The 16,849-nt window shown below is 64.2% G+C and carries 14 protein-coding genes and 1 pseudogene; 6 read left to right on the top strand and 9 right to left on the bottom strand.

Going from position 1 to position 16,849, the window contains the following annotated elements; translation table 11 throughout:
• Positions 1–7: 7 nt before the first annotated feature.
• Both MTR65_RS17290 and MTR65_RS17285 read right to left on the bottom strand, forming a co-directional pair.
• Entirely contained in the window at positions 8–1,921 is a 1,914-nt protein-coding gene (locus tag MTR65_RS17290; protein ID WP_243802413.1) for an AsmA family protein, read from the bottom strand.
• A 268-nt stretch (positions 1,922–2,189) separates the two neighbouring features.
• Positions 2,190–2,909, bottom strand: a complete 720-nt coding sequence (locus MTR65_RS17285) for an SDR family oxidoreductase (RefSeq protein WP_243802411.1) — start codon at positions 2,907–2,909, stop codon at positions 2,190–2,192.
• A 65-nt stretch (positions 2,910–2,974) separates the two neighbouring features.
• Here MTR65_RS17285 and MTR65_RS17280 point away from each other — a divergent pair, with 65 nt between their 5' ends.
• The 3 genes from MTR65_RS17280 (at position 2,975) to MTR65_RS17270 (ending at position 5,375) form a co-directional block, all read left to right on the top strand.
• On the top strand, positions 2,975–3,607 hold the full coding sequence (locus MTR65_RS17280; RefSeq protein WP_243802409.1) for a TetR/AcrR family transcriptional regulator: 633 nt from the start codon (positions 2,975–2,977) through the stop codon (positions 3,605–3,607).
• Between the two features lie 71 nt (positions 3,608–3,678).
• Entirely contained in the window at positions 3,679–4,203 is a 525-nt protein-coding gene (locus tag MTR65_RS17275; protein WP_243802407.1) for a TetR/AcrR family transcriptional regulator, read from the top strand.
• Positions 4,200–5,375 carry an MFS transporter gene (locus MTR65_RS17270; protein WP_243802404.1) on the top strand — a complete coding sequence of 392 codons (1,176 nt, stop codon included), beginning with the start codon at positions 4,200–4,202 and terminating at the stop codon, positions 5,373–5,375. The genes MTR65_RS17275 and MTR65_RS17270 overlap by 4 nt, the downstream gene beginning before the upstream one ends.
• 249 nt (positions 5,376–5,624) lie before the next feature.
• Here MTR65_RS17270 and MTR65_RS20325 read toward each other — a convergent pair.
• The 3 genes and pseudogenes from MTR65_RS20325 to MTR65_RS17255 all read right to left on the bottom strand — a co-directional run.
• Positions 5,625–5,956: pseudogene (locus MTR65_RS20325) on the bottom strand (transposase); the annotation flags it as partial.
• Positions 5,957–6,002: 46 nt separating this feature from the next.
• A complete protein-coding gene (locus MTR65_RS17260) occupies positions 6,003–6,503 on the bottom strand; it encodes a hypothetical protein (protein ID WP_243802402.1) in 501 nt (166 codons plus the stop codon).
• A gap of 66 nt (positions 6,504–6,569) precedes the next feature.
• Entirely contained in the window at positions 6,570–6,953 is a 384-nt protein-coding gene (locus MTR65_RS17255) for a hypothetical protein (protein WP_243802400.1), read from the bottom strand.
• A 1,050-nt stretch (positions 6,954–8,003) separates the two neighbouring features.
• Here MTR65_RS17255 and MTR65_RS17250 point away from each other — a divergent pair.
• The 3 genes from MTR65_RS17250 to MTR65_RS17240 all read left to right on the top strand — a co-directional run bounded on the left by MTR65_RS17250 (position 8,004) and on the right by MTR65_RS17240 (position 11,176).
• Positions 8,004–9,485 carry a hypothetical protein gene (locus MTR65_RS17250; RefSeq protein ID WP_243802398.1) on the top strand — a complete coding sequence of 494 codons (1,482 nt, stop codon included), beginning with the start codon at positions 8,004–8,006 and terminating at the stop codon, positions 9,483–9,485.
• Between the two features lie 369 nt (positions 9,486–9,854).
• Positions 9,855–10,178: a hypothetical protein gene (locus MTR65_RS17245; protein WP_243802396.1), complete on the top strand. Its 324-nt coding sequence runs from the start codon at positions 9,855–9,857 to the stop codon at positions 10,176–10,178.
• Positions 10,175–11,176, top strand: a complete 1,002-nt coding sequence (locus tag MTR65_RS17240) for a hypothetical protein (RefSeq protein ID WP_243802394.1) — start codon at positions 10,175–10,177, stop codon at positions 11,174–11,176. The genes MTR65_RS17245 and MTR65_RS17240 overlap by 4 nt, the downstream gene beginning before the upstream one ends.
• Positions 11,177–11,405: 229 nt before the next feature.
• Here the strand turns inward: MTR65_RS17240 and MTR65_RS17235 are convergent, their stop codons facing one another.
• From MTR65_RS17235 to MTR65_RS17220, 4 genes are all read right to left on the bottom strand, one after another.
• Positions 11,406–11,936 carry a hypothetical protein gene (locus MTR65_RS17235; protein WP_243802392.1) on the bottom strand — a complete coding sequence of 177 codons (531 nt, stop codon included), beginning with the start codon at positions 11,934–11,936 and terminating at the stop codon, positions 11,406–11,408.
• Between the two features lie 166 nt (positions 11,937–12,102).
• The gene (locus MTR65_RS17230; RefSeq protein ID WP_243802390.1) at positions 12,103–13,956 is read right to left on the bottom strand and encodes an FUSC family protein; all 1,854 of its coding nucleotides are present in this window, start codon (positions 13,954–13,956) and stop codon (positions 12,103–12,105) included.
• A 43-nt stretch (positions 13,957–13,999) separates the two neighbouring features.
• Positions 14,000–15,454 (bottom strand): HWE histidine kinase domain-containing protein, encoded by a 1,455-nt coding sequence (locus MTR65_RS17225; RefSeq protein ID WP_243802388.1) that lies wholly within the window; start codon positions 15,452–15,454, stop codon positions 14,000–14,002.
• Between the two features lie 127 nt (positions 15,455–15,581).
• Entirely contained in the window at positions 15,582–16,844 is a 1,263-nt protein-coding gene (locus MTR65_RS17220; protein WP_243802480.1) for a surface lipoprotein assembly modifier, read from the bottom strand.
• Between the last annotated feature and the right edge of the window lie 5 nt (positions 16,845–16,849).

Raw genomic sequence — 16,849 nt, 5'->3', positions numbered from 1 at the left:
CCGAACTCTATAAGACCTTCCGGGCCAATGCGCCGCAGTCGAGCTTCTGGGGCAGCGGTGCTTGTTCGTCTTCCCCGTTGCCGTTGAGCCCTAGCGCGCTTCCCACCGATTTGCCGATGGCCGTCAGGACCGAGCCCGTATTGACCTTGCTACCCGGAGGTTTGCCCGCGGCGCCAAGTGCCGGGGCGGAGAGGGTTCCACTTACTACAATCGGGTCCTTGAGGCGCAAGCCGCTAGGCTCACGCGTGCGCCCCCGGATGAACAAGGCGATGGCTTCGGAGGCGAGGGATATCCGGCCTTTACCTTCACCGATGGAAATCTGCGTATCGGCCAGGAACGTACGCGGCGTCAGTATGCCATCGTGGGCCTCAAATCCGATAGCAAGGCAGCGTAGGGGGACCATCTCCTTCTTGTTTTTGAGCAGCAATCCCAGCGTTTTGCCGAGATCTTGCCCCAGGACCACGGCAACCGTCTTCTTCACCGATCCATCTTGGACGATGAGCCCCGCGCGGCCGTCGGCATGGCCCAGCGCGTCGCGTATGGTGTCGCCGGTCCCGACAAGTCGAATGTGGCTGCGCAGAGGGCCTGTCGCATCGGGCGAGCCCATGACGGTTTCAAGGCGGGCGCCCTCGACGGAAAGATTGAGAGTCAGCTTGGGGTGTGCAACGCCGCCGCGCTGGTCGACGTCCATCTCGCCTGTCAAACGGCCGCTTTTCATGCCTGCGACAATCTCTCGTACCGTGAGGTGTTTGCCTTCGAGACGAATGCGTCCTGAGAGCGAGCGGAACGCCGATCCCGACATGAGCAGCCGGTCGGCCCGGAACTCGATCGTGCCATCCGTCGGGCCGATCTTGGACAGGTTTATGCGGGTTCCAGGAAGGACGCGCGGACCGATGCGGGCTTCACGTGCCCTGGCTTCAGCCTTGCCTTCGGCATCCGACAAATCGTCGAAATCGAAGGTGGAGAAATGCGTGACGGCCTCGATCTTCGTGCGTCCGTTCCGTTTGTGGATTTGGGCATTCGCGTCGAGCCTGGAGCGGCCGATAGAACCGGTCATGTGATCGATGAACCAGCTTGATTGCGCATGGCGCACGCGGGCCTTGAGATTGATCGGCCGGGAGCCAAACAGGCCAGCCTCTATGATATCGTCAAGGTAGGCGAGGTTTGGGCTCGTCGCGCGTATATCCAGCGTCATTGCGCGCAGGTTGAGAGCGCCTTGCGTATGGCCCGAAGCACGCAGATGGAGGAGCGGGGATTTCAGATCAAGGTGCAGCGGATAGCGCGCGTCTGTCTCCAGGCTGGCAATCGGATCGCCACGCAAGGCTAGCGTTGCAGGAGCATCGTGAAACTGGCCGCGGGCATCCACGCGCAGGCCCTTGGCATCGGAGGCGAGCCTGCCGTCAAGCTTGAGGTGGCGCTTTTCGTCACGGAGGGTCACGCGTGCATCGTGAATAATCAGCTTTCGCAAGGCCATACCGCTGTCCCTTCCGGACGCTTCCTTGGACTGCCGTCTACCCCAGTTCGCACGGCCGCTGGCGTCGCGTACAAGGTTCACCGAAAGGGCATGTGCGACGAGCCGGTCAATGTCCGGGCTCCGCCCGACAAGAAGCGGCAGGATCGAGATGCGGGCCTCGATCTTCTGCGCGTCGAGCATGTTGCCTCGGCCCGCCCAGGCAGGCTGGCGCACGGTAACATCCCGGAAGTTGAGCGTCGGCGAAAATGACAAGAACTCCTGCCGCTCGATAGAACCGATAGCCACGTGCGCGCCCAAAGCCGCGCCGAGCCGATCGGCAATCGCTCCCCTGGCGAGATCGAAGGGAAACGCGGCGACGACGCCTAGCCCCGCTAAAAGAAGGCCTCCTAGGACAAGACTTCCTACATAGAGGTACTTGCCCTTTCGGGCGTCGTGTTCAGATGACATCGACGGGAAACTCGCTCCCACAGATGAAGTTTCCGACGCAATTGGCCTAGGGAGGAGAGTAGAGAGAATTCTGCTCGAGAATGGGATGGGGCCCGCATATCCGAACGCTTCGGATACTTACTGTTTGAGAACCCTGAACCTTACCCCAAACTGTTGGCCTCGAGCACGCAGCTCCAGCTCATATTGGACCATGTTTCAGTGCCTTGCACATAGGGTCTACTTTGGGTCGAAGTTTGAAGCGACTATCACAGCCGACACTGAGGAGCGTTCACCAAGGCGTGACGCCATCCGGTTCGACGAACCGGCCATTTTCCTCGCCGCCGAGTGCGAATTGGACGGGAAGCCGTGCCCCTTCTTCGGCGGTCATCGTGCCGTGGCCGGTGAGATCGGTCTTGACGAAGCCAGGGCTCACCGAGTTGACCTTGATGGCGGTGTCCTTGAGCTCTTCGTGAAGCTGGACGGTGAGCATGTTGAGCGCAGCCTTGGAGGCATTGTAGCCGATGAATTGCTGCGAATAGTAGGTCGAGGCCGGATCGCCGTTGAGCGTCAGCGAAGCCAGTGAGGTCGACAGGTTGACGATGCGCCCCTCGGGCGCGGCGCGCAGCAGGGGCAGCATCGCCTGGGTAACGGCCAGGGTCCCGATAAAGTTGACTTCCATCACCCGGCGCACCGCTTCGATCGACGCCTTGCCTGGCACGGCATCGGCGAAATCGAAGATACCGGCATTGTTGACGAGAACGTCGAGCCGACCATGGTCGCGTGCGAGGTGCTGAGCGGCCTGCGCCAGCGTATCGCGGTCATCGAGATCGAGCCGGAGGAAGCTGGCCTCCAGCCCCTCCCTGGCGAGGTCGGCGACGGCGTCCTGTCCCCTCTGCGGATCGCGCGCTCCAATCACGACGCGAAGTCCCGCCTGGGCCAGTTGCCGTGCGATCTCAAGGCCGATGCCCTTGTTGCCCCCGGTGACGAGGGCGATGCGTTCCTGTGCCATTGGTCTTTTCCTTCCTGTTGGTTTTCCTCAAGATATGAAGGATTTTCCGGCTTTTGGATTCGCATATGACCGAGACTGTTCCCCCGGCGCTCAAGGCCCGCAAACGGCCGGTTCAACGCCGTTCGGGTGTGACCGTGGACGCCATTCTGGAGGCGACCCTTCAGGTTTTGCTGCGCGAGGGAATGAAGCGCCTGACCACCACCCGTGTCGCGGCGCGCGCGGGAGTGTCGGTGGGGACGATGTACCAGTATTTCCCCAATAAGCAGGCGCTCGTCTACGCGCTGAACGCGCGCTACCTCGACACGCTTGCCGAGCGGATCGAGGCGACGTGCACGGTGCAGCGGGGTGTGCCCATGGCCCAGATGGTCGACGCGCTGATCGACACGTACTGGGCGGCCAAGACCGAGCGCGCGGACGTGACCCGCGCGCTCTACCGTTCGGTCACCGAGCTCGACAACGACGCTCTCGTTCACGCCTTCGCGCAACGAGTCGATACGGCGACCCACGCGATGCTGGCGAGCGCCTGCGACCTCCCGCCGGTTGACGTGCGCGCGATCAACCTGGCGCTGTCCAGCGTTATCTACGGGACCGTGCGCAATGCCTTTGAACGGGGGTTGCCGGATGCTGAAGCAGAGGCGTTGCGAGATAGCCTCGGCGCCATGTGCCGCGCCTATCTCCAGACACTGGCAAGCTGGTGAAGGCCGCTCGGCGGGGTTGAAAAGGAAAACGATCGTTTTACATGGAGGTCCTGCAGTGAAGGAGACTTCCCATGGAAACGACCGCGCGACTCGCCGCCGCAGCCGAGCAACTCTTCAACCGCCACGGCTATACCGCCACCGGGATGGACCGGCTGACCGAGGCGGCGGGCATGTCGAGCCGGACGCTCTACAAGCACGCCGGGAGCAAGGCACAACTCATGGCTCTCGTTCTTGCCGAGCGCGATCGCCGGTTCATGGCCCGCCTTGCCGTCGGTGATGTCGATGCGCTGTTCGCTGCGCTCGAGGACTGGGTGGCCGAGGAAGGGGCGCGCGGCTGCCTGTTCCTGCGCGCGCGCGCCGAAACCGGCGGCGAGATACCCGAGATCGCGCGCGCCGTCGCCGCCCACAAGGCGGCCTTTCAGGCGCATGTCGCAGCTATTGTCGAACACGATTTGGGAGGCCGCGCGCCCGCCCTTGCCGAGCAGATCCTGGTGCTCTTCGAGGGCGCGACCCACGCTGCGGTGTACCGCGGCGTCGATGCGGTCCGCGCGGCACGAGCGGGCGCGGCAATCCTCATGGACGCGGCGCGGCCATGAGCCCGGCGCTGCGCATCGGAGCGGTGGGCTTTGGCCTGATCGCCATCTGCTATGGCCTTGCCCGTTTCGCCTTTGGCCTGTTCCTGCCGCAGATTGATGCGGACCTGGGCCTGGGATCCTCACTCGCCGGGATCATTTCGGGTGGTTCCTTCGCCGGATATTGCATCGCGATCCTGGTTTCGGCGGCCTTGACGCAGCGGTTCGGAGCGCGGGCCGTCGCCACTCTCGCGGCTCTGGTGGCGGGGATCGGCATGGCGGGTATCGCGCTGGCACCCAACCCGATCCTGCTCGCGGTCTCGGTGCTGGTGGCCGGGGCAAGCACGGGCCTCGCGTCTCCGCCCATGGCCGCAGCCGTGGTGGCAGCCGTACGCGAGGAACGGCAGGACGCGACGAACACCACGATCAACGCCGGGACGAGCGTGGGCGTGGCCGTGTCCGGTCCGATTGCCCTCGCCATGGCCGGGCAATGGCGCCTGGCTTTCGGCGCCTTTGCGGTCCTGGCCTTTGCACTTGGTGTGTCCGCCGCCAGCCTACTGCCGCAGACGCCCACGCAGAGCCGTTGGCCACGCACGCTGCCAAGGTTTGATAGGGCCATGCTGCATCTGATCGCGGCCACGTTTCTGACGGGCGCGGCGAGCACCGCCCTGTGGTCCTTTGGCAGCCAGCTTGTCGCGCAGCGCCTCACCTGGGGGGCAGCGGCCAGTGCGGCCCTGTGGAGCGTGATCGGCGCAGGTGGTATCGTCGGGGCCATGGCCGGCAAGCTGGTGGCCCGCTCCGGTCTCGAGAATGTCCACACGACGTTTCTTGCCGTCATGGCTCTGTCCATCTTCGCGGTGGGCTCGGAGTTGGTGCCTGCCCCGGTCGCCCTTGCCGGAGGAGGCCTGTTCGGCGCCGCCTATGTCACCCTGACCGGTGTTTACCTGATCTGGGGCGTGCGCTTGCTCCCGGATCGTCCCGCCACCGGCCTGACGATTGCCTTCCTGATGTTGGCCGTGGGCCAGACGGCCGGAGCTCCCCTATTCGGATGGCTCCTCGCGGCGCTGGGCAGCAACGCTTCCACGGCCGTGTTCGCTGGTATCGCGATTTTAGCAGCCAGTTTGGGCAAGTTTCATCGACTGTTGCCGGCTTCTCGAAAGACGCAGCATGTTTCCTGCCCCGTTGCCGGTCCGTAAGCGGACAGACAGCAAATGGGCGTCGCCTCTGCAACGCTTAACATCGCTTAGCGGCCGGGCGCAGAAGGTGAAGGGTTTCGGGCGCTTGCGTACGAAAGCCTTCCATGCAGGCACCCGCGTGGGCTATGGGGATCTCCGCTTACGTGTGGTCTGACGGGGTGAAGTGCGCAGGTTGATGGACGCAGGACAGCAGCGCAGTAGTGGGTGTCTGGATGTGCCGAAGGTGTATTCGGCGCGCTGGCGCTAATGCGGCTTGGCATAGACCACCCAGCGCTTGGGGCAAGGTGAGGCGAAAGGCACGCCGCTCTGTCAGATCGGTCAGGGAGCCGAAGAAGGCGAGCTTGCAGGCACCGTTCAGCGCGTTGAGCCGGATGAGGAACAGGCGCCGGAAAAGTGCCCCCCAGCACGCGCACCGGTGGGAGAAAGGCGGGATGCGAGGATATCCAGCGACTTGCATCGGGCGCGATGCCGCCGCCCGGCACGATCATGTGGACATGCGGACGGTGGGTCATCGCCGATCCCCGAGCACGCAGCACAGCGGTGATCACGATCCGGGCGCCGAGCAGGGCGGGCGGGAAAGCTTATGCCAAAGCTCGATTGTAGCCCAAGGCACATTTATGCAAAGTCTCAGCCACTGTCGCCGCCGGCCGACAAACTGCGGCCAATAAATTCAGTCAGCGCCTCATCAGAGGTAATTACGTCCCAAGTGAGGCCATTGAAACTGAGAATGACGGTGTAGTCGCGGCTCTCGTACCAGACCTCGGTGCACGCGGGAATGTCGCGCTTGGCGAGGATCTCGAGGACGACATCCACGGCAGAGCCGGGCCCGGACGCCTTGACCAGGATCTCGGAAAAACCGTCGGCCCAGGATCCGCCGCCATCGACACTACCAAGATCATGTGTGGCCAGCGCGGCCTCCAGTGGCACCTCGAATGCGTCACCCCGGACGTCGACGGGAAGAAGGCCGGGGAAACGGATCTCGATCCAGGCGGAGGTGTCGAAATCCAGAGCGGGAAACGGGGGCGTCGCGCCGCCGGCCGGTGGCCTGGCGGATACCACGGCGGCCTGGCGGGCGGCGATCAACGGAGCGTAACGGGTCGAAAGAAGGAAAAGGGATGGGAAAGTCATCAATATAAATCCAGAGCATGTGGGGGAGATAGACAGCGGGGCGCCGGGATGGCAGCGCGTCGATCCTCAGAACGGGTGCACGCCCCGGCCGGGTGTGTAACGGACGGCAGAGAAGGCGAGGTTGGTCTCCCCCACCGGGACAGACACCAAGTGCCGCTGCCAGACAGCCCAGGTTGTCGTGCCAGTCTGAAGTGTGCCGATCTGTGTGTCGTCAAAACCGATGAGAATGCCTCGGCCGGATGTCGCATACACGTGCCCATCGTAGGCCATGCTCATGCTGCTATGGCGATCGTAGCCGAACTCGATCATCGCGATTGCGGCGATGTGCTGGTCGTAGGTCAGGAACTGTTGGAATACGAGTTCGTCATAGCCCTCGGTGAACTGAAACGCGAACATGCGCAGACCCATTTCGGCAGCAGGTTCGCAGAAATCAGCGATCTGGCTGGTCATGTCCGCGGGGAGGCGCGCGGCGCGAATGACGGGTGGGTGTGCGTGTGTTGATACCGAGTCGTGGGGATTGAAATCTTTCATAAATTTTCCAGTATTTTGGACGCACATGTTCGTATCGAACCAGTGGGTCGATCGAACAAGCGCGCGATGTCTTAAATTATGAGCCCAACATGGCCGTTTCGGGCTGAATGTATTCGGGTCAGGAATGAGGCGTGGTAGTCGTACCTAGGTCACTGCAGGATGTGTCCATGTCGTTGTCGGAATCTGTCTAGCGAATCAGAGAATCCGAAATCCATAAACTTCGCCGGCCTCGTCGAAATAATCGACCGGGGCCTCCAGGTAACGAAACTCTGCCTGCACCCGGGGTGGATGCGACACTACTCATGGCGCCCGCAACGGCCTGGTACCTGAGCTACACGACAAGCTATAACGCAAGGAACGCCGGTAGGGATGGAGCAACCGATCGCAAGAAAGGGCGTCCATCACGCGCCAGCGCCGGTCCATGACGTCGGTAATTGATCAGGACGCACGCGCGATAGCGGACAGGATAAAGCCTCGAGGGACGAGCGGAACGTGAGGCCCTCGAGGCTTTATCCTGTCCGTGAAGCATGACGTGCCTGGCGACCGGGCGCGGTCCCAGTTCTATTCCTCCAGGCCCCATGACCTCGTTGACGGGATGGAGGCCCTATCGACCTTACAGGCCCCTCCACTGCGTGCGCGTTCCGCCCGCAGCTGCGGTCCTGCCAGGCCTCCGCGAATGCACGGCTATCGGTACACCAGGCGCGTGCCCTCGTTACCTCAGACACACGTCTGGCGCACCGATATCCATGCCTCGAAATAGTTTATCGACTTGGCGGGAACGAATTCGTTATCTCGATCAACAATGAGACGAAGAAAGGCTCACACCTTTCGACGTCACAACACCTATCAATTATTAAAACAATTATCTGTGACATACACAGTATTGTGCGTGTGACGGGCAAAAGGAAACACGTGCCTAGATTATACTACGATGACCGCGTCTGTGGCGCGGGCAAAACTCACGACGAAATGACGTACATTCTCGAAAATCCCGGCCGTTATCTCTACGCGGTCGAGCGGCGTGCGCGCATGCACGAATTTGCGGTAAAATTAGCCGAGCGCGCCCGCATGGACGGAGTCGACATCCGCATCCGCCAAATCCATTCCCGCCATTCCGGCCTGCTCCAGGTCGACGGGACCGTGCGCCAGGAAGGCTCCACCAACGTACGTTACGATATCGAACGATTGCCATACGAACACCCCAATCCGGTCGAGCACGTCCTTGTCCTGATCACGCATGAGGGGCTCAAGATGGCGGACACCCGGACATTTGAAGACTGGCACCTCACCATCGACGAGACCATCTCGATCTGGGATCGGCAATCAATCAACTGCACCACAGATACCACCCGAGCTTTCTTCGCGACGAACTACGAACTCGTGCCATTGACCAAAAGCCGCAGGCAAATCGTGGCCAAGACCCAGCGCATGGGCTTTGTCACAGACGACACGATCAGTGGTACCTTGCCCGCGCTGAAGGTGCGCGAGGTAGCCAGCGACGACATGACCCGGGTTGCCTCGGTCTTGCACAGCCGGGTCTTGAGCGATCGGATCACCGTCATGACCAACTTGGAATCCTGGGCTGACCTCGAGGGTATGACGGCCCTTGACTGGTCCTCGCTCTGGTGCCCCCAAGGGCTTAAAGCGTTTGCGCGAGTGCATGTCCTGGCAAATGGTTTCGGCCGATCGGTCACGTACCAGATGATGGAGAAGAACTGGCCCGAACTCACGTGGCAGTCACTCAATCGGCCAACGCCGATTCGACATCGCAATCGCCGCGTCATGATCCGGTATTTTGCGGCCGCCCACCTGGCACAGCGCACGCTGTGGGACACCGAGGTGGGCAAGGCACGGTTGCGCAAGATTGCTCTCTTTTTGCGCGAGCACCACGGCGATGATCTGATCTGGATGTGCACGCGTGCCGACGAAGCGACGTTGCGATACCCCGGCCGGGACGAATACATCGTACCGGGGGTAAGACTGAGTCCGCGACAGCAAGGGTCGAACGAGTGGTCGCATGTGTCCCAGGTGGCGATGGTCTACACCGTCAAGCCCAGCCCGGCGGATCGGGCGGCACTGACAGAAGCTGGCATTGATCCACAAGCTTACATTGACAGTCACGAGCGCGAGGTGATGACGCAGTTCGCGTGCCGGTCCTCTGTCCGAGTCCCGGAGAGTGCCGCGCCCGTGCTGATCAATGTCTACGACCACGCGCAGGCCGCGCACCTAGCCGAGTATTTTCGTGCGACCGGCTACTGCGAGGTCCATCTCGAGCTCATCGACCTTGGCTTTGCCTACGACATCAAAGTACCCGCAAAACCCGGCCCGAAGCCCAAGGCGCCGAAGATCTTGTCCGACGAGGACATCGCCGAGAGGCGCCGGCAGGCAACCGAACGGCAGCGGCAATGCCGGGCCCGGCGCAAGGCGCTACAGGCGCCGAACGATGTATAACCCGGATGGCTCAGGTCGGACGTCCCGGGAGCACCCGCGTGTCCGCGAGCGCATCGGATGTGAGCAGCCGGAAATCGCCGCGCCCATGCTGCTCCGCGGCCCCGACGAAAAAAATTCGCTCGTGGGCATTTCAATTTTGACTTCGGATCTACCCATTCGTTAAATTGATTATATCAACGGAAATAAGAGAAATAACACACATAATAACGTTTATTTAGACCTCCGGTGCCGCGCAGATCGGCACTCAATTAACATCATGATGCGCGGAATGTATTTCCCGCAAAGAACCAAACCACCAGTCGCAGGGCCCATATTCGTCGATTTCGGCGAGGGATGGTCTTGCGCGTATTATAAATCGAACTGAAATTCATGAAAATTGGAGACACCATAACCTGGCACGAGTCCATTCGTCGCCGGGATAAGCATGGCCGCCGGCGGACCGTCGGAACTCGGACGCTGACCGGCCGGATCGTGAGCGAGGGCAAATCCCGCCGTGGCGCCATCACCTACAAGATCGAGGTCACTGCCGTTGCCGGCGATGGCGTCGACATCATCGGGCTCGTCGTGAGCCGTAAGCGCCGCGTCATGACACACGGACGCTCGTGGCTGCGCCACCTCGAGAGAGTAGCGAAGCGCGCGACACGTGGCCGGCCCCAAGCAAAAAAATCACCGAAAAAAAGGAACTCAAAATGACCTACCGTACCGGCGATCGCGTCAAGATCGCACCAGCTTCCATCGGCTTTGCCGACGACACAGCACCACAGGATTTCCTAATCGTAAGCGAGAGCCTGCAGCGCGACGGAAGCAGCTATTTCAAATATCAGGCTCTTGACCAAGGGCACACTCATGGTCCCGTTTTCCAGGCGCCGGCCGTGCGGATGCGCGACATCTGTGTCGATCACACGTCGTATGCACCGCCGCGCTATTGCGCCGCAGATCTGGTGGACCGTATCCGTGCACACAAACTACGCCGTGATGGCGCCTCCTCGGCGGTACCGGCAGTCCGCGAGGTTCATAAGGTCGGTGACAATGTGACCTGGCTTTCCGATGAGAGATGCAACGATTTCGCGTTGGGCGATCCTGCGCAACCCACTCGCTGCAGTGGGCAGATCATCGCCGAGCACCTTCGATCCGATGGTCACCGCGAGTTCGAGCTTAGCGTCGAGCGCGTCTCCGGCCCTATCGATGCTCGACACAAGGTTCGGCTAATGTCGCATCGAGTATCCACACAGTCTTCGCAGGATGAGGCCGAGATGAGCAGCATTCTCGAGGTTCAGGTCGCAGCCGGCCAAGTCGCAAGCCGAGCTCCCGAGCTGCTTCGTTTGCCCAGTGTTCAAAGTGTTCAAAGCGCCGAGACGCTGTGCGCGTCACCTTACCTCATCTATTGTGAGGCCTTCGATGGCAGCGATGCCGGTGATCCCAGCTTTTGGTCCGTTGCTGGCCGGATGTCGCGTGATGCCGCCGTCGTCGAGGCCTACCGTACCGTTCGAAAGATGGGTTACCGGTGCGGGGATGGTCGCGGGTATGTTCTCGACCAAGCGACCGGACAGTTCGTTGCCTACCTCGATTTCGCCTGTGATGATACTGGGCGAGTTGATGCACATTTCTGTGCGATGCCGACCAAGCTTACCCTCGATCGCATTCATGCCGAGATCTGCGTCGCGCTCAAGAGCCCGCCAACCGGCGGGTGACCCCGAGCCCACGAGGCCCGAATACAAGCAATGTAAGGCGGCGGAGCATATGCATTTTGCGTAAGTGTATGCTCCGCCGGGCAGGCTACTGTACAACGAATTGGAAATCCTGCGACGCAGGGCGTAGCCAAGAGGCCTTTCGCCACGGCGCGAAGGGCTTTTCCGACAGGTGTGTGCACGGCGCCAGGCTCAGACCCCGTTGAGCGACCTGGCGCGCGTGCCTGCTCATTCAGCTCTCAGGGGCGATCAGGCGGTAGGCCTCGGCCATGCGCGCGTTGAGGGTCTGGGCATCGAGCACGGCTTCGGGGCGGTAGGTGAGCCCGGTGCGCTTGGTGCGCGACCAGTGATCGACGTAGAGCGCCTTGCCTTCGCCGAAGACGCGGTGGACGTGGCGGGACAGCTCGGCCGGGCCGCTTGCGCTATAGGCGAGGCGAAACAGCGCGATGTCGGCCACGTGGGGGCCGACCATGACCCAGCTGTGGCTGTCGAGGACGGGCGCGCCCTCGACCAGCAGCGAGCCGGTGACGACGTGAACGGGCGCGGCCATGCGCTTTTCCAGGCTGACCGCGAGCGCCGCGCTGAGGGCCGGGGCGGGGTCCTCGAGCGCGGGAAAGACCTTGAGCAGGTCGAGGCCGGTGCGCGACAGGATCGCCCCGTCGGCTTCGTCGAGGGTGTAGGCCTTGAAGGCACGCGCCGCGTCCCAGCCATGGTGGGCGGCGATATGGCGGGCGAGCTGGGCGAGGTCCTTGATGTGCGGCATGGTCCGCGCCCTTAGTCGCCAGAGAACGGGGATGCCAGCGAAACCGTGCGTTCGCGCCCCGACCGCCAAGCTCACCTTCCACGCGCCACCGGAGCCGAGGCAAGTGACGTCGCCCATTCTGGGGTCAAGGGGCGATGGCCCCTTGGACTATATCGTCCTTTTTCCCTTAATCGTCCGGACCTTCGCCCCCCAGCTGGATCAGCCGGGCCATCGCCGCCTGCCCTGCGATTGTGCGCAGTTCCAGCTGGGCCTGACCCAGATCCTCGGAAAGGCGTGCGCGGCGTACCAGGTTACCCAGTTCATGGCGCGCGAGTTCGGCCTCGACACTGGCGAGGCCGGCGGCGCGGCGGCGGGTCTCGATCTCGGCTGCGTCCTCTCCATCCTCGACCGCCCCGAGGTACGCGCGGTTGGCGGCGATCCCGACGCGCAGACGCTCCTCCAGCGGGACGCCGAGGTCAGGCCAGAGCGCAAGGACCGCCAGCAACGCGGCCAGGCTCCCCACGATATTGTCGAGAATGCGCGCCCAGGCGATTCCGCTGCCTGGTTGCAGCATCTCGGTCACGATCACGAACAGCATGGTGAGGAACAGCACAAAGAGCGTGTAGTTCACCGCGCGCAGCGCAATCGCGATGGCCGCCAGCAAGGTTGCCAGAAGCGAGAGCGAGAGCGCGTCTCCGCCATTCAGGTAGACCACACCCATGGCCGCGGCGCCGCCCAGCGCTGTGCCGGCAATGCGCTCCAGCGCGCGCGTCCAGGTCACCCGCGAGCCGCCCTGCAGGACCACGATCACGGCAAGCGCAGCCCAGTAGGGATAGCCCAGATCGAACCCGCGCGCGACGAGGTAGACGACCAGGAGCGCGGCGGTGAGGCGCAGGGCCCGTCGCAGCGGGACGCTGCGGGATGAGGGATTGCCCGGCGGGGCCTCCTGCGTGACAGGTGCCGTGAGCGGCAGGGCCAGAGCCTGCTCGAAGGCCCGCAGGCACCCGCGCAGGAGGGCGCTCGTGCTGGCTGCGCGGTGGCGGCCAAGGCGCCGGGCCGTCCAGTCGAGCACGGCCTGGGCCTCGTTGACGCGTCCCGCAGAGGCCCGGCGATAGGCGACCTGCCAGGCGCGCAGCGCAGTGCGGCAGGCGCGCGCGGTCCGTTGGCGCTCCCCGGCGGTTTCGCGGCCGTCGATGAAGGCCTGATCAAGCGCGATGAGCGCGGCGAAGAGCTGCTCCCCGGCCTCGAGCGCGCGCTGCTGGCGCGCAATGTCGTCGTGTGGAGAGAACTGGTTCAGGAGGCCCCGCAGCCGCTCGATGGCCAGGCGCACGGCGCGCCGGTGCTGGCCGTGTTCGCTGTGCCACTGCGCGTCACGGTGGGTCTGCCCGCCCAGATTCGCCAGCTCGCCCGCCATGTCCTGGAGGCGCAGCAGCACCGAGAGATGCGCGCGCTCGAGCGGCTTTCGCGCGTCCCGCCGCCAGATCCCATTGATGAGCAGCCAGGCCCAGGTTGCCCCGGCGAGGAAAGCCAGCGCCTGAACCAGAGCGAGAGCCGGGGCTTGCGGGAAGCCGACCGCCACCACCGCAACAACGCCGAGCAGCGTGGCAAAGAGCCCCTCGCGCGCCAGGAAGGGACTGACCAGAACGATCGCGAAGACAAGCGCGGGCCCGGTCAGGACCGGCAGACCGGGCAGCGCGTGGGCGAGGAGCGCACCCACGAACGTGACCAGCGTCCCGCACAGGGCAAAGGCGCCCAGCGTGCGGCGATGGAGGCGGTCGGGTCCGCTGGGATCGCACAGGCAGGTCCAGAACGCGGCGAAGACGGCCCAGGAGAGGATCTTCTCCTCCAGCGCGACAGCCAGCGCGAGCGGCAGGGCCACCGCCAGCGCGGCACGGCAGCCTTCTGCGGCGCTGAAATGTTCAGGGACGAGACCATAGGAGCGCAGCTCCAGGCGCCGGGCCAGCGCGCGCAGCGTACCTCCGGCCCGCGCGCCCGGGGGGCGGGACGGGCTGGTGTACGGGGAGGGTGTCGGCGCAGTCATGGCAACGGGCCTAATGGCTGCCAAAGGGATTGAGAAGGGCGGGTCAGGGCGTCAGCGCGCGCTCGTCCACCGTGGTCTCCTCCGGCACCAGAAAGCCCATGGTGCAGTGAACGCCGGTGGGCAGGTAGTCGAGGGTGACCGTACCGCCGTATTCGGCCGCGAGGCTGCCTTCGATGAGGCGGGATCCAAAGCCCTTGTGGGCAGGCGGCGTGACCACCGGACCATCCTCCTCGTTCCAGTCCAGCACGATCCGGTGCGGGGCCTCGGCCTCACGGTGCCAGCGGATACGGACCATGCCCCGCTCGTTGGAGAGCGCGCCGTACTTGATGGCGTTGGTAGTCAGTTCGTGCAGCGTCATGGAAATGGCGACCGTCAGGCGCGGGCTCAGCACGGTGTCGGGCCCCTCGAGAGTGATGCGCGCGGGATCGCCGCTCGCCGCGGTTGCTTCGCGGATGACCTCGCCAAGCGCGCTCGATTGCCAGCTTGCTTCGGTCAGGAGGTTGTGCGCGCGGGCCAACGCGCGCAGGCGGAAGTCGAAGGCCTCGCGTGCCGCGCCTGCCCCCTCGACATGGCGGAACGACTGGTGCGCCAGGCTCTGGACGATGGCGAGAGTGTTCTTCACGCGGTGGTTGAGCTCGTTGATGAGCAGGTTTTGCTGGCGCGCGGCGAGCACCGTCTCGGTAACGTCCTGCCCCTGGACCAGGATCGTCGAGATATCGTCCTGCGAGATGATCGGCTGATAGATGAAGTCGATATAGCGGCGCACCGGCGCGCCTTCGGGGCCGACTTCGAAGACGATCTCCTGCGCCTGGCCGATGTAGGGCTGCCCGCTGCTCCGGACATTGTCGAGGATAGCGACGAAGCCCTGGCGCACGACTTCGGGAAGGGCCTCGGCCACGCTCTTGCCGAGCAGATCCTGGCGTCCGACCAGTTCGCAGTAGGCGGCATTGGCCATTTCGAAGACGTGCTGCGGCCCGCTCAGCACGCACACGAAGCCCGGCGCCTGCTCGAACATGGCGGTCAGGCGCTTCATCTGCGTCTGCAGATCGAGATTGCGGGTCTGGACGGCCTCGGCGCGGCGGACGAGGTCGAACTCGTCGCGCATGGTGCGCAGATTGTGCAGTTCGGTGACGTCGACGGTGTGCTGCAGGAAGACCGAGACCTCTCCGTTCTCGTCAAGGATGGGGGTGTGCGTGGCGCTCCAGTAACGGGCTTCCATGGTCCCGTCGGGCCGCGCGATGTCGTAGCGGATCAGCGCGATCTCGTCGGGTTTCTTCTCGGTGAGAACGCGCGCGAAGGAGGACACGAGGAGTTCGTGGCTTTCGCTGCCCGGCTCGCTGGGGAAGGCCTCCAGCACGTTGGTCCCGACAAGGTCCTCTTCGCGGCGCATCGTGCTGCGCTGGTAGGCCGCATTGGTCCACACGATCGTCAGGTCCGGGGCCAGGACCATGTAGGGATTGGGCGAGAGCGCGAGGAGCGCCTTGAAATCGATGTTCATGCGCTGGAACTCGCGTCGCAGGAAGGGAGAGGTACCAGCGTGGGGGGCGCCCCGTGCTTTGTCAATCGGATGAAGAGGGATCGCGCAGGGGTTGGCCTTGTTCCCGTGGACAGGGCCTGTTTGGAACCTAGAAGCTGCTGGTCACCCCGAACTCGCTGGTGAGGCGCCGGTAATCGTAGAGGGCGACGTTGGACGCGTTGCGCTCGTAACCCACGCGCACATAGGGCGCGATGCCGTGCACCGCGAGCGCGCGCAAGGTCGCCCCGGCGCGCGCGTTCACAAACCACTCGCGGCGCCGCTGCCCAAAGAGCGCAAGGGCCGCGTCGCCCTCAGTGCGCTGCACCATGGCCGAGGCGTAGAGGGTCGTGTGCCCGGCCTCACGCCACCCCAGCAGGCGCAGCCCTCCCGCCGCGCTGGCATAGCCCGGATCGCGGGCGGTCTGGCGCGAGGCGGTGAGCGTGGCGCTGATGCCGCTGCGTGCCGAGAGCGCACGCTCGATGCCCACGCTCGCCGTATAGAGCGCCCCGTCCTGCAGTTCGTTGCGGGGAAAGTCGGTGCGGGCCGCGCCCAGCGAGGTCGTCACCTGGGCGCGGCGGCCCAGGACGTGGATCCAGTCGAGCGTCACCATGTCGCTGTGCATGTAGGCCTGCTGGCCGTACCAGCGCCAGGTGTGTCCTATCGAGGGAACGATGCGGTCGTGCTCGCGCTGCACTTCGAAGCCGATGAGCCCTGTCGCGGTGACATCGTTGAAGGCGCTCTCGCGGTAGAGGGTGGCGAGGGTGTTGACGCGCGGCACGAGGCTCAAGCCCCGGCCTATCGGCACCTTCCAGTAGGCATCGCCGGACACCCGCAGGCCCAGGCCCGACTGCGCGCGCGCGTCCTCGGACAGGGTGAGCGGGGCGATGACCGTATCGAGCGTGCGCACCTCGGTCGCCCGGTTGATGTTGCTATCGGGGGCAAGGGCGAGTTCAAGGCGCAGCCCCGCGCGCTTGTGCGAGCGTAGCGCTGCGTCGAACTGTCCCACCGCGCGGGCGACCTCCTCGGGCAGGCCCGTGGCCTGGACCTGGCGCAGTTCGCGCCGCGCGGCGCCCTCGTTGCCCATGGCGGCGAGCACCCGGGCCAGTTCCAGGCGGACCCGTGAGGCCTCGGGCTGCTCGTCGAGCAGCGCCCGGAACGCGATGGCCGCCTCGCGGTAGCGCTCCAGCGAGGCGAGCAAGAGCCCCTTGCGAAAGCGCGCTTCGGCGCGCACGTCCGCGTTCTGGTCCTGGTTCAGCGCCTCGTAGAGGCGGAGGGCCTCGTCGGGGTGGTCGGCCTTCGCCATCCTCTCGGCGACGCCGAAGACCTCGATCGCGGAGAGGTCGCGCGCGCGGACCGGCGCGGCCACCGCCACGTCGG

Origin of the sequence: Novosphingobium mangrovi (assembly GCF_022818885.1) — a bacterium.
GTDB lineage: Bacteria > Pseudomonadota > Alphaproteobacteria > Sphingomonadales > Sphingomonadaceae > Novosphingobium > Novosphingobium mangrovi.
This window is presented reverse-complemented; position numbering and strand designations above follow the sequence as displayed.

Coding starts and splice junctions, on each gene's coding strand:
- MTR65_RS17290 (WP_243802413.1), bottom strand. CDS start 1,921: ATGTCATCTGAACACGACGCCCGAAAGGGCAAGTACCTCTATGTAGGA.
- MTR65_RS17285 (WP_243802411.1), bottom strand. CDS start 2,909: ATGGCACAGGAACGCATCGCCCTCGTCACCGGGGGCAACAAGGGCATC.
- MTR65_RS17280 (WP_243802409.1), top strand. CDS start 2,975: ATGACCGAGACTGTTCCCCCGGCGCTCAAGGCCCGCAAACGGCCGGTT.
- MTR65_RS17275 (WP_243802407.1), top strand. CDS start 3,679: ATGGAAACGACCGCGCGACTCGCCGCCGCAGCCGAGCAACTCTTCAAC.
- MTR65_RS17270 (WP_243802404.1), top strand. CDS start 4,200: ATGAGCCCGGCGCTGCGCATCGGAGCGGTGGGCTTTGGCCTGATCGCC.
- MTR65_RS17260 (WP_243802402.1), bottom strand. CDS start 6,503: ATGACTTTCCCATCCCTTTTCCTTCTTTCGACCCGTTACGCTCCGTTG.
- MTR65_RS17255 (WP_243802400.1), bottom strand. CDS start 6,953: ATGACCAGCCAGATCGCTGATTTCTGCGAACCTGCTGCCGAAATGGGT.
- MTR65_RS17250 (WP_243802398.1), top strand. CDS start 8,004: ATGACGTACATTCTCGAAAATCCCGGCCGTTATCTCTACGCGGTCGAG.
- MTR65_RS17245 (WP_243802396.1), top strand. CDS start 9,855: ATGAAAATTGGAGACACCATAACCTGGCACGAGTCCATTCGTCGCCGG.
- MTR65_RS17240 (WP_243802394.1), top strand. CDS start 10,175: ATGACCTACCGTACCGGCGATCGCGTCAAGATCGCACCAGCTTCCATC.
- MTR65_RS17235 (WP_243802392.1), bottom strand. CDS start 11,936: ATGCCGCACATCAAGGACCTCGCCCAGCTCGCCCGCCATATCGCCGCC.
- MTR65_RS17230 (WP_243802390.1), bottom strand. CDS start 13,956: ATGACTGCGCCGACACCCTCCCCGTACACCAGCCCGTCCCGCCCCCCG.
- MTR65_RS17225 (WP_243802388.1), bottom strand. CDS start 15,454: ATGAACATCGATTTCAAGGCGCTCCTCGCGCTCTCGCCCAATCCCTAC.